The organism is Enterobacter sp. BNK-34, assembly GCF_048684445.1.
Classification (GTDB): domain Bacteria; phylum Pseudomonadota; class Gammaproteobacteria; order Enterobacterales; family Enterobacteriaceae; genus Enterobacter; species Enterobacter pseudoroggenkampii.
This window is the reverse complement of the sequence record NZ_JBLQUA010000001.1, coordinates 4685382-4707303: the sequence shown is the minus strand read 5'-3', so window position 1 is coordinate 4707303 and position 21922 is coordinate 4685382. Positions and strand designations below refer to the sequence as shown.

15 protein-coding genes are annotated in these 21922 nt (G+C 57.8%); 6 read left to right on the top strand and 9 right to left on the bottom strand.

Going from position 1 to position 21922, the window contains the following annotated elements:
- Nucleotides 1-96: 96 nt before the first annotated feature.
- Nucleotides 97-1791 (bottom strand): nitrate/nitrite two-component system sensor histidine kinase NarQ, encoded by a 1695-nt coding sequence (gene narQ / locus ACMGG5_RS23120; RefSeq protein ID WP_420278561.1) that lies wholly within the window; start codon nt 1789-1791, stop codon nt 97-99.
- Nucleotides 1792-1943: 152 nt separating this feature from the next.
- Between narQ and aegA the strand changes: the two genes are divergently transcribed.
- From aegA to ACMGG5_RS23105, 3 genes are all read left to right on the top strand, one after another.
- A complete protein-coding gene (gene aegA, locus ACMGG5_RS23115; protein WP_420278560.1) occupies nt 1944-3920 on the top strand; it encodes a formate-dependent uric acid utilization protein AegA in 1977 nt (658 codons plus the stop codon).
- A 66-nt stretch (nt 3921-3986) separates the two neighbouring features.
- Nucleotides 3987-4580, top strand: a complete 594-nt coding sequence (gene nudK, locus ACMGG5_RS23110; RefSeq protein ID WP_090420112.1) for a GDP-mannose pyrophosphatase NudK — start codon at nt 3987-3989, stop codon at nt 4578-4580.
- Between the two features lie 101 nt (nt 4581-4681).
- Nucleotides 4682-5725: a DUF1176 domain-containing protein gene (locus ACMGG5_RS23105; RefSeq protein ID WP_208763926.1), complete on the top strand. Its 1044-nt coding sequence runs from the start codon at nt 4682-4684 to the stop codon at nt 5723-5725.
- A 53-nt stretch (nt 5726-5778) separates the two neighbouring features.
- Here the strand turns inward: ACMGG5_RS23105 and ygjK are convergent, their stop codons facing one another.
- The 6 genes from ygjK to ebgR form a co-directional block, all read right to left on the bottom strand.
- Nucleotides 5779-8124, bottom strand: a complete 2346-nt coding sequence (ygjK, locus tag ACMGG5_RS23100) for an alpha-glucosidase (RefSeq protein WP_420278559.1) — start codon at nt 8122-8124, stop codon at nt 5779-5781.
- A 14-nt stretch (nt 8125-8138) separates the two neighbouring features.
- Nucleotides 8139-9197: a protein YgjJ gene (gene ygjJ / locus ACMGG5_RS23095; protein ID WP_290093592.1), complete on the bottom strand. Its 1059-nt coding sequence runs from the start codon at nt 9195-9197 to the stop codon at nt 8139-8141.
- 38 nt (nt 9198-9235) lie between these two features.
- Nucleotides 9236-10672, bottom strand: a complete 1437-nt coding sequence (locus ACMGG5_RS23090) for an amino acid permease (protein WP_024907579.1) — start codon at nt 10670-10672, stop codon at nt 9236-9238.
- 56 nt (nt 10673-10728) lie between these two features.
- On the bottom strand, nt 10729-11178 hold the full coding sequence (locus ACMGG5_RS23085; protein WP_024907580.1) for a beta-galactosidase subunit beta: 450 nt from the start codon (nt 11176-11178) through the stop codon (nt 10729-10731).
- The gene (ebgA, locus tag ACMGG5_RS23080) at nt 11175-14258 is read right to left on the bottom strand and encodes a beta-galactosidase subunit alpha (RefSeq protein ID WP_420278558.1); all 3084 of its coding nucleotides are present in this window, start codon (nt 14256-14258) and stop codon (nt 11175-11177) included. The genes ACMGG5_RS23085 and ebgA overlap by 4 nt, the downstream gene beginning before the upstream one ends.
- 145 nt (nt 14259-14403) lie before the next feature.
- Entirely contained in the window at nt 14404-15387 is a 984-nt protein-coding gene (gene ebgR, locus ACMGG5_RS23075) for a transcriptional regulator EbgR (protein WP_048989340.1), read from the bottom strand.
- Nucleotides 15388-15525: 138 nt separating this feature from the next.
- Between ebgR and ACMGG5_RS23070 the strand changes: the two genes are divergently transcribed.
- Nucleotides 15526-15858, top strand: coding sequence for a tRNA-binding protein (locus tag ACMGG5_RS23070; protein ID WP_024907583.1), 333 nt, complete (start codon nt 15526-15528; stop codon nt 15856-15858).
- 71 nt (nt 15859-15929) lie between these two features.
- On the opposite strand, the gene tkt is transcribed toward ACMGG5_RS23070, so the two are convergent.
- Together tkt and tal are read right to left on the bottom strand one after the other, a co-directional pair.
- Nucleotides 15930-17918, bottom strand: coding sequence for a transketolase (gene tkt, locus ACMGG5_RS23065; RefSeq protein ID WP_032646746.1), 1989 nt, complete (start codon nt 17916-17918; stop codon nt 15930-15932).
- Between the two features lie 19 nt (nt 17919-17937).
- A complete protein-coding gene (tal, locus tag ACMGG5_RS23060) occupies nt 17938-18888 on the bottom strand; it encodes a transaldolase (RefSeq protein ID WP_024907585.1) in 951 nt (316 codons plus the stop codon).
- Nucleotides 18889-19134: 246 nt separating this feature from the next.
- Between tal and maeB the strand changes: the two genes are divergently transcribed.
- Together maeB and eutS are read left to right on the top strand one after the other, a co-directional pair.
- Nucleotides 19135-21414, top strand: a complete 2280-nt coding sequence (gene maeB, locus ACMGG5_RS23055; protein WP_420278557.1) for an NADP-dependent oxaloacetate-decarboxylating malate dehydrogenase — start codon at nt 19135-19137, stop codon at nt 21412-21414.
- A gap of 160 nt (nt 21415-21574) precedes the next feature.
- Nucleotides 21575-21910 carry an ethanolamine utilization microcompartment protein EutS gene (gene eutS, locus ACMGG5_RS23050; RefSeq protein WP_024907587.1) on the top strand — a complete coding sequence of 112 codons (336 nt, stop codon included), beginning with the start codon at nt 21575-21577 and terminating at the stop codon, nt 21908-21910.
- The last annotated feature ends 12 nt before the right edge of the window (nt 21911-21922 follow it).

The window sequence follows — 21922 nt, the reverse complement described above, 5'->3', positions numbered from 1 at the left end:
GCATAACTTTAGCGGTAAGGGCAAGGTCAAACGTGGAGAAATAAAGGAGATAATGTAAATTATCATGCGCTTTTCCCTGCGCTTGTCCCTTTACCGTTATTTACCTGTTAACGGTGTGGGCACCGGGAACGTCACGCTGACCAGCGTGCCGCCGTTTTGCGGCTGTGAAAAGTGTAGTGTTCCCCCAAGCCGTTGCGCGCGTTCACGCATAATGTTCAGCCCGTAGTGTCCCGGCGGCTCGCTGGCCTCGCCAATTCCGATCCCGTTGTCACGAATGCTGACGCAGTGCGTACCGTCCGCTGCCGTCACGCAGTTCACCGCGATTTCGCTGGCCTGCGCGTGCTTAATGGCGTTTAGCACGGCCTCACGCACGATCTGTAAAAGATGCACCTGCTTTTGCGCGTCCAGCGCCAGCGAGGAGAGGCGACAGTCGAGATGCAGCTTAGCTTGCGTCTGGCTCTGCAGGACGTCGAGGGACTCCTGCAGCGCCGCGGGTAAATTCGCGTGGTTCAGCGTCAGGCGGAAGGTAGTGAGCAGTTCGCGCAGCTGCTGCCAGGCGTTGTTCAGCTCGCGGGAGAAGTCGGAGATGATGGCCTGCGCCGGAGTATTTTCCTCCGGCACGGCGCGTTTGAGCAGCGCAAGCTGAATGCGCAGATACGACAGCACCTGCGCCAGCGAATCGTGCAGCTCGCGGGCGATGGTGGCGCGCTCTTCCATCAGCAGCAGCTGCTGGTAATGTTTTTGCGCCTGGTTAAAGTACAGCCCGCGCCCGAGCATGGTCGCCACGCTTCTCATCAGCGGAAGGGGGACGCTGTCCGTTTCGCTTTGCCAGCGCAGCTCGCCGTAAAGGGTGTCCTGCATCAGTACCGGCAGGTTTTGTAGAGGGATCCCCCTGGACTCCTTCCCTTCACACAGCCGCCAGTCGTCGCTGGTGCGCAGCTCCAGATAATTCATCTGCGTATAGTCATGGACAATCTGCAGGATATGCCGGAAACAGTGGCTGTCTATCTGGCCGGTATTCAGCGCCTGCGAGCACTTGAACAGCATGTCGAGCTGCTGGTGGGCTTCGTGCAGGTGCCGCGTTTTTTCCGCGACCGAAGCCTCAAGCGAACGGTAGAGCGTATCTAATTCGGCGGACATGTGGTTGAAGGCGCGGGAGAGCTGGCCCAGCTCATTCGGCAGGGCGGAATCCGGCGCCGGGGTTGCAAATTCCCCGCGCTCAACCCGTTCGCTGGCCGCCACCAGATTGTTAAGCGGCACCACCACCTGGCGACGGATGCGTCGCAGGGTAAACAGCGTCAGCAGCAGGATCCCGAGAGCGCCTGCCAGGGAAAGCAGGGTCACCGTCTGAATTTTATGTTCGGTGTAGTGCTGAAGGGCGAGCACAAAGGCATCAATGCGGCCGACAAAATCCTCAATATGGGTTTGATACCACGCGCTGTCGCCGCGGGCGATGTGAGCATCCATCTCCTGCCAGGCCACATGCAACTGCTGGTAGCGCGCTTTAACATTGTCCGGAACGTACCAGCGGTTCAGCTTCTGCAAGGCAGGCGCGCTCAGCGTCTGTTGCCAGCTCTCGCGATGCGCGGCAAGGGAAGGGCTGTTGCGCTGCATCTCGTAGCCCAGACGATAGCTCTGCATGCGCAGCGAGCCGGCGATATTGATGGCTTCGGCGTCACGCTGGCTGCTGGCCAGCGTCAGCAGCGCGACGGTGCTGGTCAGCACGGATAAGACAATGATCGAAAAGAAAGCCCAGGCAAGGCTTCCGGAAACGGGTCGTTTAACGGTCACAGAACGGCTCTCTGAATAAAATTGATCTGCCACAGGTTCACTGGAAATAATTGGGCATTCCGGGCATTTGAACATTGCCCGATCGCGCCGTGATGCGTAAATACCATACTCTTATAAAAAGAAAGGTTATTGAACCAAAAACAGGTGTGGTTATGAATCGTTTTATTATGGCTAACAGCCAGCAGTGCATTGGGTGTCGCGCCTGCGAAGTGGCCTGCGTGATGGCGCACAACGATGAGCAGCATGTCCTGAGCGAGCGCCATTTTCATCCCCGTATTACGGTCCTGAGATCCGGTGAGAAGAGCAGCCCCGTGACCTGTCATCATTGTGAAAATGCACCCTGCGCGCAAAGCTGCCCGAACGGTGCCATCAGCAAATGCGATGACAGCGTACAGGTGAATCAACAAAAATGCATCGGCTGTAAGGCCTGCGTAGTGGCCTGCCCGTTTGGCACGATGGAGATTATCGTCACCCCGCTCGACAACGGCAGCGTGAAGGCCTCGGCGGATAAATGCGATCTCTGTCTGACGCGGCCACACGGCCCGGCCTGTATCGAAAATTGCCCGGCAGATGTCCTCTCACTAGCGACGCCGGCTGTCCTTGATAATCTGGCGAAATCACGCCGACAGCGCACGGCCTGCCTGGAGGCGCAGCCCTGGCATGCGGAGGCCGTCGGAGAAGATGCTCCGCGCACCAAACTGCAGCAGATGCAGGGGACGGCGCCACGCGGCGAGCCCGACAAACTGGCTGCCGCAGAGCGCGTAAGCCATTTTAACGAAATTTACCTGCCGTTTCGGGACGGGCAGGCCGCCCGCGAGGCGTCGCGCTGCCTGAAATGCGGAGAGCACAGCATTTGCGAATGGACCTGCCCGCTGCATAACCACATCCCACAGTGGATTGAGCGCCTCAACGCGGGGGATATCGCCGGCGCGGTCGAGCTTTCTCATCAGACCAACTGTTTACCTGAAATTACCGGCCGCGTCTGCCCGCAGGACCGATTATGCGAAGGGGCCTGCACAATACGTGAAGAGGCGGGATCCGTGACCATCGGTAACATCGAGCGCTATATCTCCGATCGGGCGCTGGCGATGGGCTGGCGGCCGGATATGTCCGCCGTCACGCCGACAGATAAACGTGTCGCGATTGTCGGCGCGGGGCCTGCCGGGCTGGCGTGCGCCGACGTGCTGGCGCGTCGCGGCGTGAGCGTGACGGTCTATGACCGGCATCCGGAAATCGGTGGATTGCTGACCTTTGGCATCCCGGCATTCAAGCTGGACAAATCGCTGCTCGCGCGGCGCAGAGAGATATTTACCGCGATGGGGATCCGCTTCGAGCTGAACTGCGAGGTGGGCCAGGACGTGTCGATGTCGCAGTTAAAGCACGATTACGACGCCCTGTTTATTGGCGTGGGAACCTATCGTTCGATGAAGGCGGGTATCCCGCATGAAGACGCGCCAGGGGTCTATGACGCGCTGCCTTTCCTGGTGGGCAACACGCGGCATGTTATGGGGCTGGAGGCGACGGCCAGCGAACCGTTCATCGACACCCATGGCTTAAACGTGGTGGTGCTTGGCGGGGGCGATACCGCCATGGACTGCGTCCGCACCGCGTTACGCCACGGTGCGGCGAAGGTGACCTGCGCCTATCGTCGGGATGAGGCCAACATGCCGGGCTCGAAGAAAGAGGTGAAGAACGCCAGAGAAGAGGGCGCGGCGTTTGAATTTAACGTCCAGCCGGTTGAGCTGACGCTGGATCCGAACGGTAAGGTCAACGGTATCCGGATGCTGCGTACCGAGCTCGGAGAGCCGGATGCGCAGGGACGGCGGCGACCGGTTCCCGTGGCGGGCAGTGAGTTCGTGATGGCCGCGGATGCGGTCATCATGGCGTTTGGTTTTAACCCGCACGCGATGCCGTGGCTGCAGGCGCAGGGTGTCGAAACGGATGACTGGGGGCGGATCGTAGCCTCGGTCGAGAGCCGTTACCGTTACCAGACGACTAACCCGCAGATCTTCGCCGGGGGCGATGCGGTACGCGGCGCGGATCTGGTGGTGACCGCCATGGCGGAAGGGCGTCATGCGGCGCAAGGGATACTCGACTGGCTTGGGGTTAACGCGCCAAAACATCATTAAACCGGCGGGCGACAAAGCGGGATTCACGGCGTAGTATAGGGCGACTCATTGTGTCGTGGAGCCCGTATGACCCTGAAAATTGACGTTATCAAAGACAAAATTCTCTCTGAAAACTACTTTGTCCTGCGTAACATCACCTATGATCTTACACGTAACAACGGTGAAGTGATCCGCCACAAACGCGAGGTCTACGACCGTGGCAATGGAGCAACTATTCTGCTCTATAACCGTGAAAAGCGGAGCGTGGTGCTGATCCGCCAGTTCAGGGTGGCGACATGGGTCAATGGCAACCCTGACGGACGTCTGATTGAAACCTGCGCGGGCCTGCTCGATGATGATGAGCCGGAAGTCTGCATCCGCAAAGAGGCCGTTGAAGAAACCGGCTTCGAAGTGGGCGAGGTCAAAAAGGTCTTCGAGCTGTTTATGTCGCCCGGCGGCGTGACGGAAATCGTCCATTTCTTCATCGCGGAATACAGCGACGCGCAGCGCACTCACCGGGGCGGTGGCGTCGAGGATGAAGATATCGAAGTGCTGGAGCTTCCTTTTTCCCGAGCGCTGGAGATGGTGCGATCAGGGGAAATCAGGGATGGTAAGGCGGTGATATTACTGCAGTATTTACAGACTACCGGGCTGATGAATACCCCTTTCGAACGGATATAGCCTGTTTTTCGGGTATATCTGATAAATCCGATTGAGCAACCCCGGCGGGAACACGAAGATACTGCCCAGTTATGCGTTTTCGTTCCGGGATTGTGTCATTCATGCGCTACAGCGTCTTTTTATTTTCCCTGTTTTGGGTGCTCCTCGCGCCGCAGGTGCGGGCTGCACCCGCGCAGCAAGCCTTTTCTGACTGGCAGGTGACCTGCAATAACCAGAACTTTTGCCTTGCCCGCAACACGGGCGAACATCGTGGCCTGGTCATGACGCTCACCCGAAGCGCCGGGGCGAAAACGGATGCCACGCTGCGTATCGATCTCGGCGGTCTTGATACGCCCTCCGTTAAAGAGCCTGAGATTGCTCCCCGCCTGCTGCTGGATAACGTTCCTCTGAAGCTCGACAAACAGCGCTGGCAGCTCACGCCCTGGCATCTGAAAACGGACGATGCGGCCACCATCACCGCCTTTCTGAAAAACATCCAGGAAGGGAAGTCCCTGACCCTGCGCGGTGGTAAGCAGGTCATTTCACTGAGCGGTCTGAAAGCCGCGCTGCTGTTCATTGATGCGCAGCAAAAGCGCGTCGGCAGCGAAACCGCGTGGATCAAGAAAGGTGACGATCCGCCGTTAAGCGTTCCGCCTGCACCCGCCTTAAAAAAGGTGGCGGTCGTCAACCCGACCCCGACGCCACTCTCCCACGCCGAACTGAACGACCTGCTGGACTATGGTACCGGACGGATGAACAGCAGCCAGTGCTCGCTGGATCCTAACCGCCGGGAAGTGCGCGTCACCGCGTTAACCGATGATAAAGCGCTGCTGATCGTCAGCTGCGAGGCGGGGGCCTATAACACGGTCGATCTGGCGTGGCTGGTATCACGTAAAAAACCGTTCACCGCCCGCAGCGTCAGGCTGCGTCTGCCGTTTACGCCGTCAAGCGACGGCAGTGAGATGGAGTTGATGAACGCCAGCTTCGATGAGAAGACGCGCGAGCTGACAACGCTCGCGCTGGGACGCGGTATGGGCGATTGCGGGATCCAGACGCGCTGGCGTTTTGACGGCCAGCGTTTCCGCCTGGTGCGCTACGCCGAGGAGCCCAGCTGCGACAACTGGAATGGGCCAGATGCCTGGCCCACGCTGTGGATCACGCGGTAGCTTTTCTGCCGGGTAAGCGCCAGCGCCACCCGGCAAAGCAGACCGCACCCTCGTTACTGTTTACGGAAAAAGTCGTTATACAGCATGTAAAGATGCGCCGCGCTCCAGGAGAAGTTAGGCGCGCCCTGCTGCGCGCCGGTCAGCGGGTTGTAGTTTTCCTGAATCGGGCCGTCGGACGTTAACCCCTTCGCGTGCTTAAAGAAGTTTTCTGCCAGCGTTTGAGCCTGCTCCCGGTAGCCATAGCGTTCCATCCCTTTCAGCCCAAACCAGAACTGGTCGACCCACACCCGGCCACGCCAGTAGATATCCGGACCAAAGGCCGGGTTGGTTAGCGCGGCAGTCCCGAGCGGCACATACGTGTTGAACTCTTTCGGATCCAGCATCACCTTCACCACGGCATCCGCATGCGCCTGCGTTGCCGCACCGTTAAACAGCGGCGACCAGCCTTCCGGTCCTTTACCGCGCTCGACGATAGGCTTGCCCGCACAGCCGTTCGCCAGCGGTTTATCCTCGATACGGATGTCGTAGTAAAAACCGCTCTTCGCGTCGAACATGCAGGTATTGATGTAGGTCGCGAGCTTATCCGCCAGCTGGCGGTAGCGGCTGGCCTCCTGCTCTTTACCCAGCAGGCTCGCCATTTGCGCCAGATAGTGATTGTCGCTGTACATGTAGCTCGCCTGATCGACGGACTCCTGCAGCAGCGAATAGCCCAGCAGCTTACCCTCATTATCGCGATTTTCAGCAAACTTCACCGTCCAGTCGCTGCGCTTGCCGCCGTTTTCGACGTAGTTATCCAGCTGGGCTTTATCGATAAAACCGAATACGGCGGCGTCATCGCGACCTGATTCCCACGAGGCCGCAACCTGCGCCGGGATCTCCAGACTGTCGTAATGGCCCTTGTCGATCACCCGGGCATAGTTGTTCAGGCCGGAAAGCGATTCCTCTTTATCGCCTTTTTTGACCGTAAAGAGCATCTCCCCGCTGGCGGTGTTATGGGCTTTGTCACGCGTCGCGCCGTACTCCGGCACGCCGTTGCCGTTATGGTCGCGGTTGCGCAGCCACCAGTCGTGGTAGGCCACCAGTTTAGGGTACATTTCTGCCAGCCAGGCTTTATCCTGCGTGGTGTTATATACCTCCATCACCGACCACGCTGCCAGGCTCGGTTTAGTATTGCGCTCATTCCAGTTGCCGCCGTCGCCGCCGCGTTCCGGGCTCAGGTTCCAGGCGATGAGATCCGGCACAAAGCCGGCATCCTGCGGGCGTACCGGATCGTCGGGTTTGATTTGCCAGGAGAAGACCGCGCGAATGTTCTCTTTGGCGATATCCGGGTTGAAATGCGACATGGCAAACGCCTGTTTCCAGGTATCCCACGGCCAGGTCTGGTTGCCGGAGAACCACCGTCCGGTGACGGATGGCGTCACCGTGTTATAGCGTACCGCGCCGCCCGGCGAGCGCCAGTTGCCGTTCAGCGTTTCGATGGCCTTCACCGCCACGCGGGTTTGCTCTGGCGTGGCGTTAGGGTTAGTTAACCCTTTCTGCAAATAGCCCTCCCAGCGCTGCTGCGAGGCCGTCATATAAGCGGCCGGGCGCGCCAGAATATCGCGGATCTGCACCTGCTCGCGCTTCACCTCATCGGCATTCAGCAGATGGGAGTAGGTGGTATACAGCGTGGTGCTGCCGGTAATGTGTGCCCGGCTGGTAAAGCGATGCCCGTCGACGGTGGTCTCGACGGGGAGGGATTTATGCACCTGATATTCGGAACTGCCGGAGGTCAGCAGATCCCAGATGGAGCGCACTTTGCCAAAGGTCACTTTCAGGCCGTCACGGGTGGGGACCAGCCTGCGCTGATAGTCCGGATACGCGCCGTCGATGGTCTTATCCGACAGCGGTTTGCCCTCTTTGGCCTCCAGCTTTTCCAGCAGTTCGCCGTCCCACACCAGTTCCAGCGGTGCCTTGCTGATGATGCGGGTCTCCAGCAGCGAGGTGCGCGCGGTGGCAAAGCGCAGCGTCATCACGATCTGCACATCTTTCGCGCTCAGCTTTTGCCCCAGCGCGCCGGGAAGGCTGTAAGCCTCAAGGGTAAAATCGATTTTTTTGCCGTTCTGATACACATTCAGGCGATCGAAATTGGTCGCCATAAAGTTGATGTACTCTTCGGTGAGCAGCGCTACGCCGGGAAATCCTCCCTGGGTCTGCGGCCCGTTCGGCAGCAAATGACCATGCCAGGCACCCAGATCGAAAAAGGGATTAAACCGCTGGTGGTCGTCAGCGTCGAAATCGTGCATGTATTCCGGCGCACCGGTACGGTTGATGACGTTTTTAAAATCAGCAGGAGCGGTGGCGTGAGCCGAAAAGCTGAGCGCCAGCGCGCAGGCCAGCGGTGTAAGGCTGAGTTTCATATTGGAAGATCCTTTTACCAGTAGACGTATTGCATCAGGAAGACCTGGTCGCTCGGGTCGCCGGAGGCATTTTGCATATAGAAACGGCTGTCGGCTGCGGTGGCAAAGCGTCCACCGCCGTACTCATACCAGATGCCGAACTGCATAAATGAGGTCGTTTCATCGGCGGCATTGTCCGGGCGATGCTTTGCGTAGCTGTAAGCGGTGGAGAGATAGACGCCTTTTAACGCTTCAACCATGGCGCTGACCATATAGCCGGTTTCAGTCCCGGAGACGTCCTTGCCGCTGGCGCGTCCGGTGTGATGCCAGGCGCGCGCTGCCAGGTTGGGCGACAGAATGCCGGTCAGAAACAGTTGTCCCGTGCCGTCGGTGACCTCAAGTCCGTTCATCCAGGTGACATCTTTGACGATGTCATACTGGATATAGCCGTTCGCCATCGCCGGATAGGTATACTTATCGTCATAGCGATCGTATTTACCAAAATGCAGCCAGGCTTTGCTCTCGTCATGGTGCCCCGCAGGCGTGGCGGTGACGCTGTAGCGCAGGTTCCCGGAGAGGTTTTGTACCTTGAGCGCGTACATAATGTCGCGAGTGTTGGGGATCACGTAGCCCAGATCGGGCGTGAAATCTCCCCACCACTGCAGGTCATCAAGGGAGGAGTCCTGACGCAGGCTGAGCATGATCTCGGTGTTGCCGTCGGTTTTGTAGCCGCCGTAAAAGCGGTTAAGCCCACCTTCGAATCCGCCCCAGCTGTGGTCGGGCACCCAGGCGTTCCCCTGATGGTCAGCCTGTACGGTCCAGCCCTCGCCGTAAATCAGGCCGAACCAGTGCCCGTATTTCATTTCCAGACCACTCTCAATGTAGGTGCCGTCACTGTATTTATGTTTATTCTGACCTTCTAAATCCATATATCCGCCAACCCCCAGCTCGCCATAAAAACGAAACGACGGAGAGGTAATTTCCGGGGTTCGGGTATCGTCATGTTCAGCGGGTCGGGCTTCTTCTGCGGCAAATGCCGGGCAGCAGAAAGAGAGGGCAGCGAGTGCCCCAATTGTTTTCTCTTTAATTTTCATGCACTCATCCCAGTGAAAAAATATCCATGTCTTCAGCGTTAGTGAAGATTTGAGGCAGGTGACGCTTCTGTTTGTTGTTGTTCTTTTGATAATCCCTTGACGTATTTGCTGTATTTCCACCAGGCAAATCCGAGGAATAACACAATGCCCCCGACGTTATAGAAAATAATCGTCAGAATATTGGCACCGGTGGGGAAAGTTGAGGCCACAAAGCCGATGGCAAAAATCACAATCAGCATCGACACCACTACCATGCCCGTGGTGCGTGAGCCCATTTTGAAGTCGCGCGGGAGATGATCGAGCTTACGGCGCAGGTTCAGGTAGGCCAGCATAATGAACAGCGGTGGTAACATTGACGCGGCGGCGGTCATATTAATGACGGTATTCATCAGCTCCTGCGCGGTATTCGACCCCATAGTTGGGATAATCATGAGCGGAATGACGATCAGATACTGGATCCACGCCGCCCGCGCCGGTACGCCGTTCTCGTTCAGCGCCACGGTTTTTGGCCCAAAGATGCCGCTCGGGATTTCAGAAAAGAAGATTTTGACCGGGGTTGCCGTCCACATCAGCAGGGAGCCGAACATCGCGGTAAAGGAGACCAGGCCGACGAAGCGGTTCATCAGCACTTCCGGCAGGCCAAACCATACCGCCAGGCCGTGGAACACCTGTACCGAACCACCGGTGAATTTCAGCTCTTTGCTGCTGATAAAGACGTTAATCAGCACCGAGGAGATGGAGTAGAGCACGCCGATGAAAATCCCCGCCAGAATGATCACCCTGACAAAGGATTTTGAGCCGCCCTTCACGTCGTTAACGTATACCGCAACGGACTCTGCGCCCCCGGCGGCCATAAATATCCAGGTGGTGATGCCGAGGAAGGCCCAGTTGAAGTTGGGGATCATCGCGTCAACGGTAATCGGGTCGGCTGGCTGCACGCCGCCCACCAGCGCCGCGCCGGCCAGAAGAATATAGGAGAGGGTCAACAGCAGCATGAGCGTTGAGGTCACCGACGTGATCGGCCCCAGCATCTTCGCCCCGTTGGTGGACACCCAGGTCGAGAAGGCGAACAGCACCATGCTCAGTACCGTGGTGGCAAACGGCGTAAGAATGTACTCATAGCCCAAAAAGGCGTAAGAGGCGTAGGCGATGACGCGCGGTAATAACGAGGTGAAGAAAAACAGGTTCACGAACCAGTAGGTGTAGGCGGTAATAAACGCCCAGCGCCCGCCCAGCGAGCTTTTCACCCAGGCGTACACGCCCGCTTCGGAGTTTTTATTCAGGGAGACAAACTCCGCGATGATTAAGCAGAAAGGAATAAAGTAGAACAGGGTGGCTAAAAAGAACATCGGCGCGGAGGCCAGCCCCAGCTCGATGTTGTTATTAATCACGTTGTTAAAACTGAATACGGCGGCAAACGTCAGCGACAGCAGGCCGAATTTGCCGATGGTATTACGCTTGGTAGTTTCAGACATAACCTATCTCCGGGTACGAGGAGGATAGCGGTGCTTCATTGGCACCGCTGGATTTTTTATTTGTTATGGAAATAACCGTCTTCGATGGTCACATAGAGGACGACTTTTTTGGCTGGCGTTTCGCTGATAAAGCGATACGCCTCGTGGTTTTCACATATCACGATCTGTCCCTCCCGCACCTGTTCGGTATGACCCACGCCTTTCAGGTATTCGCGGTCGGTTTCATCCCGGTAGCACTCCACAAGCTGAAGGGCGTCTTTTGCGGCGTACTCAATTTTCTGCGCGCCCTGCAGGTAGTAATGCACCTCGAAATAGCGGCGATGGCCGACGAACAGCGCGTCGGTGCTGGCATCATTGGTCACGCGATAGGCCAGAGAGTCACCAATCGAGTGGGCAACGCCGGGCTGGATGTGGTCGATGTTATTAATGGCCTCTGTGCAGCGCTGCCATTTGCGGCCCGTGCGATAACGCTGCTGGAACTGTTCCAGGCTGTCGAGAACGATCATTTTTCTGCCTCGCTGTGCGAATTCATGGAGAAGAAACCGCTGCCGAACCGATGGCGCGCCAGTGCCTGCGCGGCGGTGTGTCCGCCTTCCAGCGGGAGCAGGGTGAAGCCGTAGCGGAACGGCCTGAACCAGACGCGCCAGCTATCCAGCACTTCGCTTCCCCAGGAGTTAGAGCCTAAGCCCAGTACCTGATGGTCGAGATTGAGGGTGATATCCTCGCTGCGACGCAGTTCGTTGCAGTGCTGCGCGGCGTGGATGTTCTCTGCCGTGTAGCGCCAGGCGCTGAGGTGAATCGGCTGTTCAGGCACTACCAGCAGGCCGCTGCCGTGACGGCTGGCGAGCGTTGCCCAGCGCACCTGCTGACGGTTGCCGTTGTTCTGCGGGAACGGGTAGTTTTCGAACATTTCGTCCACCGTGGTGTGCCACAGGTCTATGGTGCTGGCCTGCTGGCTGTCCGGGTAGTTCTCTCCAGGGCCGCGTCCGTAGTAGCTTACCTGGTCGAATTCGCCGTTGATGCCGAGGGTAAAGCCGATGCACGGGATAATGTGCGGGTAATCACCGTAGCGTTCACCGCTCAGCTCAACGTTAATTTGCCCGTCGGCGGCAATGCGCCAGCGATAGGTGCAGCGCATACCAAAATCAAACACCGGCGGGGCAATCAGCGTGCGGGTGGTAATGAAGATCGCATCGTCCTGCTGCTCGACCTCAAAACCGCGCAGGTGCTCCTGCATAATCTGCAGATGGTTGGGTTGCCACAGCCCCTCATACTCCTGCTTGTGGTTATCAATCATCGGTTTGAAAAAGTTAATCTTTGGTTCACGGGTGATGCTTTCTTCACCGTTAACCAGCCAGGAGCAGAGTTTCCCCGTCACTTTTGAGAAGCGTGCGCGGAAGTTATGCCCGATCACGGTACAGTTCAGACGGTCTTCTGCCAGCCGCAGCGGTGTGGCGTTAGCGTTACTAAACGGCGTGACGTGAGCCGTACACGCTTTTAGCGGGAACTGATACACCGCAATCTCGTGCCCGGCTTCGCTGTAGCGCGTGCGGCTGTTTTTGCTGATGCGCACGGTCAGGAACGCTTCGCGCTCGTCGAGTCCGGGCAGGTTCAGGCTCACGCTGCGGGTGCTGTTGGGGGCCAGCCCGGTAATTGTCAGCGGCTGGCTGTGCAGGGTTTCACCTTCGGCACGCACCTCAACGAGCAGGGTGTAATCGTCCAGGCTGGTGAACCAGAAGCGGTTTTCAACGTGCAGCTCGCCGTTCTGCCAGCGCAGTTTGACCGGGGCAATCACCTGCTTATATTCGCGCAGCCCCGGACCCGGCGTTTGATCGGAGTAGATCAGCCCGTCGAGGCAGAAGTTGTAGTTATTCGGATAGTCACCAAAGTCGCCGCCGTAGGCGTAATACGTATTGCCGCTGGCATCTACCGCCTGAATACCGTGGTCGCACCACTCCCAGACGTAGTGGCCCTGAATGCAGTCGTGGCGATCGAAGACGTTTTGATACTCGCTCAGACCGCCGGGGCCGTTGCCCATCGCGTGGGCGTATTCGCAGATAACGCGCGGTTTGGCGTGGGGATACTCGCCGAACAAATTCATCAGCGGCACGCGGGTGTACATGGTGGAGATGATATCCACCACCTCGGCGTCGCGATCTTCTTCGTAATGCAGCAGGCGCGTGTCGTCCAGCGCCTTTGCAGCCCGGGCCATGGCGCGAATATTGCAGCCGTAGCCGGACTCGTTTCCAAGCGACCAGATGATGATGGAAGGGTGGTTTTTCTGGGCGTGAATATGGCGCTCGATGCGCTCAACGTAGACATGTTCCCACACCGGATCGTCCGTGATGCGGCTCAGGTCGCCGACGTTGGCAAAGCCGTGGGATTCCACATCCGTCTCCGCCATGACGAACAGGCCGTAGAGGTCGCACAGCTCGTAGAAGCGCGGATCGTTAGGGTAGTGGGCGGTGCGTACCGAGTTGATGTTGTGCTGCTTCATCAGGATCAGGTCGCGCTCGACGCGATCCATGCCCACGGCGCGGCCTTTCTGGTGATCGTTGTCGTGACGGTTTACGCCGTGCAGCTTCAGGTAGCGGTTGTTCACGTAGAACAGGCCGTCTCGCACCTTGATGTCGCGGAACCCAATGCGCTGAGGGATAACCTCCAGCGTCTGTCCGTGCTCATCTTTAAGCGTTACGACCAGATGGTAGAGGTAGGGCGATTCCGCAGACCACTGCTGAGGCTGTTTGACCTCAATGCTAAAGGCGGTTTCCGCGCTGCGGGTCACGGTCAGGCTGTCGGTCGAGCCCTGATGGATCGCTGCTTCGCCATCATACAGGGCATACTCCAGCGACACGGCGGATGCGTGCGGGGCCAGGTTTTCCAGCTCAAGCTGACAGAAGAGGGTGGCGTCTTTCCATGCCTCGTCGAAGGTGGTTTTGATCGTGACGTCGCGCACGTGAGTGGGATTTTTGCCGATCAGATAGACGTCGCGGAAAATACCGGCCGTCCACCACATGTCCTGATCCTCAATGTAGGTCGAATCCGCCCACTGCAGCACCCGTACGCACAGCAGGTTTTGCCCACCGTGCACCGCGTGGCTGATATCAAACTCGGCGGTCAGCCGGCTGCCCTTGCTAAAGCCAATGTAGTGACCATTCACGTAGACTTCGAAATAGGTTTCGACGCCGTCAAACTTGATGAGGGTCTGCTTCCCCTGCCAGCCGTCCGATAGCGTGAAGTGGCGCTGATACGCCCCGGTCGGATTGTCTGTAGGCACCCACGGCACGTCGACCGGGAAGGGGAAGCCTTCGTCGGTGTACTGCAGCTGGCCGTGGCCTTCCATCTGCCACATGGCGGGGACGGTAATGTCGCCCCAGTCGGCCATATACTCAGAGGTAAAGTTTTCCGGTACCAGAAGGGGGTGGGTGAAAAAGCGAAAGTTCCACTTACCGCTCAGAGACAGAAAGCGGCTGCTGGCCTCGCGGGCAAAGGTGCGAGCCTGCGCGACGGTGTCGTATGAGAAGAAGTACGCCCGCGGCGGAAGCCGGTTCTCATGCGTGAGTTGAATATTTTCCCAGCGATTCATGCGATCTCCCTGTAGGGGGTAAACATCATTGCTGGAGATTTTAGTAAATATTTTACTAAATAAAATCAGTAAAATTGATTTGCTTTAACTCGATCACGAAATAAAAAATGCCGGGCATGCCCGGCAGTGTGTTAAACGAGGGGAATTAGCGGGTGGTGCCGCGCAGTTTCAGCACGCTCGGCACGAAAACCTGCAGCGGCAGCGTCCGGCCATCGCGGGCTTTTTCCAGCAGCAGGTTAACCCCCTGGCTGCCCATCATTTCCGAGTGGATGCGTACGGTAGAGAGCGGCGGGAAGGTGAAGCGGGCGGTCGGGATATCGTTCACGCTGATGAGCGAAATGTCCTCCGGGATCGCCAGCCCTTTTTCATGGATAGCGCGCAAGACGCCGATGGCTATCGAATCAGAGGCCACAAACAGGGCGGTAGGCCAGCTTGTCTGAGCCAGCATGGTTTTTGCCAGTTCGTATCCGGATGAGCTGGAAAAACCGCCGCGCCAGATATCCTGTTCTGACACCACCCCTTTCAGGCGACCATACTCGACAAAAGCGGCTTCGCGGATATCGGCTTTGCCGGGCTCATCTTCCCCGCCGATAAAGCCAATGCGCTTAACGCCCTGATCAATGAAGAAATCAACGATCTGCTTGCTGATGCGCGAGAGGTCAATGTCGACGGAATCGAACGCGCTGCCGGGCTCGTGAAAATCGATAAAGCAGACGTTGTCCGTTAACGCAGTTGCAGCGCGCAGGACGGCTGAAGAGGGCTTGCCCACAATCAGTACGCCGGTAAGTTTTTTACTCTCTGGCAGGGTGGCATTGGCGTAACAGTTGCTCAACTCGACGCCCAGCTTTTCACACTGTGTCTCAATACCGTGGCGGATGGCAAGGTAGTAAGGGTCGTTAATCTCCAGCTCTTGCTGGTAGCTGTAGAGCGCCAGAATGTGCTGCTGACCCACCGCGGCAGACTGCATTTTGCGGGACGTTGTGCTCTTGTATTCCAGCTTTTCCGCAATCTCCAGAATGCGGTGCTTGGTCTCTTCTTTTACGTTCAACGTTGGGTCATCGTTTAAAACCCGGGATACCGTCGCCAGCGAAACGCCAGCCTCCGTCGCGATGTCTTTGAGCGTAGCCATGTTTGTCCTTATTCCCCCACGTGATGACCCATTGTAAAGGATGAATCAGGACATGCATCCGTTTTTACTAAATATCCTGCCCATTGCTTCCGGCAAATAGCGTGCTAGTATTTAGTAAAACTTTACCAAGGAGAGAGCATGGACACGATAGCTTACGATGACTTTGCAAAGCTGGAGATCCGCGTGGGGACGATTGTGGACGTTAAGCGCCACGCCAACGCAGACAAACTCTATATCGCGCAGATTGATGTGGGCGGAAAAACGCTGCAAACCGTCACCAGCCTGGTGCCGTATTACCGGGAAGAAGAGCTTATGGGAAAAACGGTGGTGGTGCTGTGTAATCTGGCGAAAGCGAAGATGCGCGGCGAAACGTCTGAATGCATGCTGCTCTGCGCGGAAACCGATGACGCCAGCGAAAGCGTGTTGTTAACGCCGGAGCGGGCGATGGCGGCGGGCGTCCGGGTGGTATAAAAAAGGGTGGCAATGCCACCCGATTTTCCAGGCCGGGTAAGCGACAGCGCCACCCGGCAACGCAGACCGCACTACAGCACGCTCAGCGCCTTCTCCACCACGTTCTCAACCGTAAAGCCGAAGTACGGGAACAGCTTATCGGCAGGGGCGGACTCACCGTAGCCCCGCATGCCGACAATCGCCCCTTTGAGCCCGACATACTTGTACCAGTAGTCGGCGATACCGGCCTCCACCGCCACGCGCGCCGCGACGTTAGAGGGCAGCACCGACTCCCGGTACGCCTCGTCCTGAGCGTCAAAAATATCCGTAGAAGGCAGGGACACCACGCGCACCGCGTGGCCTTCTGCAGTCAGCTTTTCCGCCGCTTTCACCGTGATTTCCACCTCGGAACCGGTCGCAATCAGGATCACGTCCGGCTTGCCGCCGCTGTCCTTCAGAATGTAGCCGCCGCGGGCGATGTTTTTCACCTGTTCCGGCGTGCGCTCAATCTGCGCCAGATTCTGGCGTGACAAAATCAGTGCCGTTGGACCATTGTGGCGTTCTACCGCCAGCTTCCAGCCCACCGCCGCTTCGACCTGATCGCACGGACGCCAGGTGCTGAAGTTTGGCGTCAGGCGCAGGCTAGCCAGCTGTTCAACCGCCTGGTGGGTGGGGCCGTCTTCTCCCAGACCGATGGAGTCGTGGGTATAGACCATAATCTGCCGCGCCTTCATCAGCGCCGCCATGCGCGCCGCGTTACGGGCGTACTCGACGAACATCAGGAAAGTGGCGGTGTACGGCACAAACCCACCGTGATGGGCGATGCCGTTGGCGATCGCGGTCATCCCGAACTCGCGCACGCCGTAGTGGATATAGTTCCCGGCAATATCCTCTTTCAGCGATTTCGAGCCGGACCAGATCGTCAGGTTGCTTGGCGCCAGGTCCGCCGAGCCGCCGAGCAGTTCGGGCAGAATAGGGCCGATTGCGTTCAGCGTATTTTGCGACGCCTTACGGGTGGCGATCTTCGCCGGGTTGGACTGCAGGTTTTCAATCAGCGCCTGGGTTTTATCGTCCCAGTCTTCCGGCAGACCGCCGCTCATGCGGCGGGAGAACTCGGCGGCCAGCTCCGGGTGCGCTTTTTTATAAGCGGCAAACTTCTCGTTCCAGGCGTGCTGGGCCTTCTCGCCGTCTTCACGGGCATCCCAGGCTCTGTAGATCTCTTTTGGGATCTCAAACGGCGGGTATTTCCAGCCCAGCTTCTGCCGGGTCAGCGCCACTTCCTCCTCGCCCAGCGCCGCGCCGTGCGCCTCCTCTTTGCCCGCCTTGTTCGGCGAGCCGAAGCCGATGACCGTGCGGCAGATAATCAGGGACGGTTTGTCCTTCACGCTCTGCGCTTCCTGAATCGCTTTTTTCACCGCCTCAGGGTCGTGACCGTCAATCTCATGCACCACGTGCCAGTGGTAGGCCTCGAAGCGTTTTGCCGTGTCGTCGGTAAACCAGCCCTCGGTCTCCCCGTCGATGGAGATGCCGTTGTGATCGTAGAACCCGATCAGCTTGCCGAGCCCCAGCGTGCCTGCCAGCGAGCAGACCTCGTGGGAGATCCCCTCCATCAGGCAGCCGTCACCCATAAACACGTAGGTGTAGTGATCGACAATCTCGTGGTCCGGCTGGTTGAACTGTGCCGCCAGCGTACGCTCGGCAATCGCCAGCCCGACCGCATTGGCCAGCCCCTGACCGAGCGGCCCGGTGGTGGTCTCCACGCCCGGCGTATAGCCAATCTCCGGGTGCCCCGGCGTTTTGGAGTGCAGCTGGCGGAAGTTTTTCAGCTCCTCAAGCGGCAGATCGTAGCCGGAAAGGTGCAGCAGGCTGTAGAGCAGCATTGAGGCGTGACCGTTGGAGAGAATAAAGCGGTCGCGATCGTACCAGGTGGGGTCATTCGGGTTGTGCTTCAGGAAGTCATTCCACAGCACTTCGGCAATATCGGCCATGCCCATCGGTGCGCCGGGGTGGCCGGAATTGGCTTTCTGCACGGCATCCATGCTGAGGGCGCGAATGGCATTGGCGAGCTCTTTACGGGACATAGTTCACTCCGTGGCAAGGTTAAAGTTTGGCGGCGAGAAGGTCTTCAAGTTTGCGCTGGTCGACGGCGAACAGGCGGATACCTTCCGCCAGTTTTTCCACAGCCATTGCGTCCTGGTTGTGCTCCCAGCGGAACTCCGCTTCGGTCATGGTTTTCGGTTTTGGCAGAACGGTAGAGGTGGGCACCAGCTTACGGATCACCGTCTCTTCTTTGTCCTGTAGTTCCTGGAGCAGGTTAGGGGAGATGGTCAGACGGTCACAGCCTGCCAGGGCGAGGATCTGCTCGGTACGGCGGAAGCTGGCCCCCATCACGATGGTTTCGTAGCGGTGCTGTTTGTAGTAATCGTAGATGTTACGGACCGATTTCACGCCCGGATCCTCATCCACCACGTACGGATCCATCGGCTGTTTTGCCTGATACCAGTCGTAGATGCGCCCGACAAACGGCGAGACGAGGAACACGCCCGCTTCCGCGCAGGCGCGCGCCTGGGCAAACGAGAACAGCAGCGTCAGGTTGCAGTGGATACCCTCTTTTTCCAGCACCTCTGCCGCGCGGATGCCTTCCCAGGTGGAGGCGAGCTTGATCAGAATGCGTGATTTATCGATGCCCTGATCCTGGTAGAGCTCCACCAGACGACGCGCCTTATTAATGCTTTTTTCTTTATCGAATGAGAGGCGGGCATCGACTTCGGTCGAGACGCGTCCCGGAATGCTTTTCAGAATTTCTGCACCAAAATTAACCGCCAGCTTGTCGCTGGCTTCGGCGACCTGCTGCTCCTGCGTTTTCCCGCGCTGTTTACCGTAGGCAATGGCGTCATCAATCAGATGGCTAAAATGGGCAAGCCCGGCCGCTTTGAGCAGCAGCGAAGGGTTGGTGGTCGCATCCTCCGGCTGATAGTGGCGAATCGACTCGATATCGCCGCTGTCTGCAACCACGGTGGTGAATTTTTTGATGCCGTCTAGCTGGTTCATAAATGATTACTCCTTGGAAATAAAAGCGTTAGCTGAGTGCGTTAGTTCACACTTCTGGAAAAATCATGATGGACTTAACAAAAAAGCATAGCAGACGGGGGAGGCATTGCTTTTGAGACGGGTAACATGGCTGTTATAAATTGATAACAATTTTTAATGTGTGATGGTGAGAGTTTGGCAGCCTTCAAAGTTTATGCGCTGTCCTGCGGCGATACTATCTGACCGATACGTAAAAGGAATAACAAGATGGACGATCAGTTAAAACAGAGTGCCCTCGATTTTCACGAGTTTCCTGTCCCGGGGAAAATCCAGGTCTCCCCAACCAAGCCGCTGGCAACCCAGCGCGATCTGGCGCTGGCCTATTCGCCGGGCGTAGCTGCCCCGTGTCTGGAAATTGAAAAAGACCCGCTGGCGGCCTACAAATACACCGCGCGTGGCAACCTTGTCGCCGTGATCTCTAACGGCACGGCGGTGCTGGGGCTGGGCAACATCGGTGCGCTGGCCGGTAAACCGGTGATGGAAGGGAAGGGGGTACTGTTCAAGAAATTCGCCGGTATCGACGTGTTCGATATCGAGGTGGATGAGCTCGACCCTGACAAATTCATCAACGTGGTGGCCGCGCTGGAGCCGACCTTCGGCGGGATTAACCTGGAAGACATCAAAGCGCCGGAATGTTTCTATATCGAGCAGAAGCTGCGCGAGCGTATGAACATTCCCGTGTTCCATGATGACCAGCACGGCACCGCGATTATCAGCACCGCCGCGATTCTGAACGGCCTGCGCGTGGTAGAGAAAAATCTCTCCGACGTGCGCATGGTGGTTTCTGGCGCAGGCGCCGCGGCCATCGCCTGTATGAACCTGCTGGTGGCGCTGGGTATGCAGAAACACAACATTGTGGTCTGCGACTCCAAAGGCGTTATCTATAAAGACCGCGAGCCGAACATGGCGGAAACCAAAGCGGCCTATGCGGTGGAAGACGACGGTAAACGCACCCTGGACGACGTGATCGACGGCGCGGATATCTTCCTCGGCTGCTCGGGTCCGAAGGTGCTGACCCAGGAGATGGTGAAGAAGATGGCGCGTGCGCCAATGATCCTGGCCCTGGCGAACCCGGAACCGGAAATCCTGCCGCCGCTGGCGAAAGCGGTGCGTGAAGACGCCATTATCTGTACCGGGCGTTCTGACTACCCGAACCAGGTCAACAACGTGCTCTGCTTCCCGTTCATCTTCCGCGGTGCGCTGGACGTCGGCGCAACGGCGATCAACGAAGAGATGAAGCTTGCCGCCGTTCACGCCATCGCGGAACTGGCGCACGCCGAGCAGAGCGAAGTGGTCGCGTCTGCGTACGGCGATCAGGATCTGAGCTTCGGTCCGGACTACATCATTCCAAAACCGTTCGACCCGCGTCTGATTGTCAAAATTGCTCCCGCGGTGGCCAAAGCGGCGATGGACTCCGGCGTGGCGACGCGTCCGATTCACGATTTCGACGCTTACGTCGATAAGCTCACCGAGTTTGTCTATAAAACCAACCTGTTCATGAAGCCGATCTTCTCCCAGGCGCGCGCCGACGCGAAGCGCGTAGTGCTGGCGGAAGGGGAAGAGGCGCGCGTGCTGCACGCCACCCAGGAGCTGATCACCTTAGGCCTGGCGAAACCGATCCTGATTGGTCGTCCGAGCGTGATTGAGATGCGTATCCAGAAGCTGGGCCTGCAGATTAAGCCGGGCGTCGACTTCGAGATCGTCAACAACGAATCCGATCCGCGCTTCAAAGAGTACTGGAGCGAATACTACGCGATCATGAAGCGTCGGGGGATCACTCAGGAGCAGGCGCAGAAAGCGGTGATCAGCAACACGACGGTGATCGGCGCGATCATGGTCCATCGCGGCGAGGCGGATGCGTTGATCTGCGGCACCATCGGCGATTACCACGAGCACTTTAGCGTGGTGCAGGAGATCTTTGGCTATCGCGATGGCGTCCATACCGCCGGGGCGATGAACGCGCTGCTGCTGCCAAGCGGCAACACCTTTATTGCTGATACCTACGTTAACGACGATCCGACTCCGGACGAGCTGGCGGAGATCACCGTGATGGCCGCCGAGACCTTGCGTCGCTTTGGTATCGAGCCGAAGGTGGCGCTGCTGTCGCACTCTAACTTTGGTTCGTCTAAATCCGCGGCGGCCTGCAAAATGCGTGAGACGCTGGCGCTGGTGCGCGAGCGCGCGCCGGAGTTGATGATTGACGGGGAAATGCATGGCGATGCGGCGCTGGTAGAGAGCATCCGTAACGAACGTATGCCGGACAGCCCGCTGAAGGGATCGGCCAATATACTGATTATGCCGAACGTGGAAGCGGCACGTATCAGCTATAACCTGCTGCGCGTCTCCAGCTCTGAAGGGGTGACCGTAGGACCGGTACTGATGGGCGTGGCAAAACCGGTGCATGTGTTAACGCCGATTGCCTCCGTGCGTCGTATCGTGAACATGGTGGCGCTGGCGGTGGTTGAGGCGCAGACGCAGCCGCTGTAATATCACTTTAATTTATTTCCGGCGCGGGTTTCTCCCGCGCCTTTTTATTTTCCCTTTCTTAGTGATCCACTTCACCTTTTAAACCTGGTTGCCGAATTTTGTTATTTGCTCTGACAAAAAATTGCCACGATGAGGGCAGTTTTAGAGGAGGCGGTGAGCAATGGAAAAAGAACGCATTATTCAGGAATTTGTGCCGGGGAAACAGGTCACGCTGGCGCATCTCATTGCGCACCCCGGAGAGGAACTGGCAAAAAAGATCGGCGTTCCCGAAGCCGGTGCCATCGGCATCATGACGCTGACGCCAGGGGAAACGGCGATGATTGCCGGTGACTTAGCCCTGAAGGCGGCAGATGTACATATCGGTTTTCTCGATAGATTCAGCGGTGCGCTGGTTATCTACGGCTCGGTAGGCGCGGTAGAAGAAGCGTTATTACAGACGGTAAGTGGTCTGGGCCGGTTATTAAATTTCACATTGTGCAATCTGACAAAAAGTTAATCAGAGGCGGCG

Bases quoted from the DNA above. Each gene is read 5' to 3' on its own strand.
- ACMGG5_RS23090 (WP_024907579.1), bottom strand. From the start codon at position 10,672: ATGTCTGAAACTACCAAGCGTAATACCATCGGCAAATTCGGCCTGCTG.
- ACMGG5_RS23085 (WP_024907580.1), bottom strand. From the start codon at position 11,178: ATGATCGTTCTCGACAGCCTGGAACAGTTCCAGCAGCGTTATCGCACG.
- aegA (WP_420278560.1), top strand. From the start codon at position 1,944: ATGAATCGTTTTATTATGGCTAACAGCCAGCAGTGCATTGGGTGTCGC.
- ebgR (WP_048989340.1), bottom strand. From the start codon at position 15,387: ATGGCTACGCTCAAAGACATCGCGACGGAGGCTGGCGTTTCGCTGGCG.
- ACMGG5_RS23105 (WP_208763926.1), top strand. From the start codon at position 4,682: ATGCGCTACAGCGTCTTTTTATTTTCCCTGTTTTGGGTGCTCCTCGCG.
- tkt (WP_032646746.1), bottom strand. From the start codon at position 17,918: ATGTCCCGTAAAGAGCTCGCCAATGCCATTCGCGCCCTCAGCATGGAT.
- eutS (WP_024907587.1), top strand. From the start codon at position 21,575: ATGGAAAAAGAACGCATTATTCAGGAATTTGTGCCGGGGAAACAGGTC.
- ygjJ (WP_290093592.1), bottom strand. From the start codon at position 9,197: ATGAAAATTAAAGAGAAAACAATTGGGGCACTCGCTGCCCTCTCTTTC.
- tal (WP_024907585.1), bottom strand. From the start codon at position 18,888: ATGAACCAGCTAGACGGCATCAAAAAATTCACCACCGTGGTTGCAGAC.
- ACMGG5_RS23070 (WP_024907583.1), top strand. From the start codon at position 15,526: ATGGACACGATAGCTTACGATGACTTTGCAAAGCTGGAGATCCGCGTG.
- nudK (WP_090420112.1), top strand. From the start codon at position 3,987: ATGACCCTGAAAATTGACGTTATCAAAGACAAAATTCTCTCTGAAAAC.
- ygjK (WP_420278559.1), bottom strand. From the start codon at position 8,124: ATGAAACTCAGCCTTACACCGCTGGCCTGCGCGCTGGCGCTCAGCTTT.
- ebgA (WP_420278558.1), bottom strand. From the start codon at position 14,258: ATGAATCGCTGGGAAAATATTCAACTCACGCATGAGAACCGGCTTCCG.
- maeB (WP_420278557.1), top strand. From the start codon at position 19,135: ATGGACGATCAGTTAAAACAGAGTGCCCTCGATTTTCACGAGTTTCCT.